2 protein-coding genes are annotated in these 796 nt (G+C 75.4%); both read left to right on the top strand.

Translation table 11 applies throughout. The features are described 5' to 3' along the window. Window positions 1-9 precede the first annotated feature (9 nt). Window positions 10-474, top strand: coding sequence for a copper chaperone PCu(A)C (locus SSBG_RS14815; protein WP_008746923.1), 465 nt, complete (start codon window positions 10-12; stop codon window positions 472-474). Between the two features lie 10 nt (window positions 475-484). After that, on the top strand, window positions 485-796 hold a 312-nt coding region (locus SSBG_RS14810; RefSeq protein ID WP_037869799.1), incomplete at its 3' end, for a copper resistance protein CopC.

Below are 796 nucleotides of genomic sequence, written 5' to 3'. Positions count from 1 at the left end.
CGTACAGGGCTGCTCGCGCTCCTCGCGGGGGGCCTCGCCCTCGCCCTCACCGCTTGCGGCGGCGGGGACGGCGGCAGCGGCGACGACGCGAAGCCCGCGCTGAGCATCAGCACCGCTTTCGTACCGCAGCCCGTCAGCGACGACATGGCCGCCGGTTTCTTCGTCGTCACCAACAAGGGCGGCGCCGACCGCCTCACCTCCGTGACCAGCCCGCTCGCCCCGGAGGTGACCCTGCACCGCACCGAGAACGGCCAGATGCGCGAGCAGGACTCCTTCGAGGTCCCGGCGCACGGCCGTCTCGACTTCGCGCGCGGCGGCAACCACCTCATGTTCGAGCGGCTCCGGCATACGCCGAAGCGCGGGGAGACGGTGACGATCACCCTGCACTTCGCGAGGTCCGGGGCCGTCAAGGCCGTCCTGCCGGTGAAGGAGACGACCTACCAGCCCCCCGCGGAGACGCAGGACAAGCAGTGAGGAGCACCCGATGCGCAGCCCCGCACCACTCGCTCTGAGCACCGCCCGCACCCCGGGGGCCGTCCGCGCCCCCGGGGGCGCCCGGCCCGGCACGGCCCGCCGCCGCGCTCCCGGCCGCCGTCGGCCGCCCCTGGGCCGTCGGCTCGCCCTGCTCCTCGCGAGCCTGGCCGCCGCGCCGCTCGCCGTGCTCGCGGGGGCGGCGCCCGCCTCGGCGCACGCGGCGCTCATCGACAGCGACCCGACGCAGGGCTCGGTGCTCGACACCGCGCCGGACCGTGTCGTGCTCGACTTCTCCGAGAAGATCGGCGTCTCCGACAACGCC

The sequence above is a fragment of the Streptomyces sp. SPB074 genome (assembly GCF_000154905.1).
Classification (GTDB): Bacteria; Actinomycetota; Actinomycetes; order Streptomycetales; family Streptomycetaceae; genus Streptomyces.
Note: the sequence above shows the minus strand (reverse complement) of the source record. Positions and strands in the feature narration are given on the sequence as shown.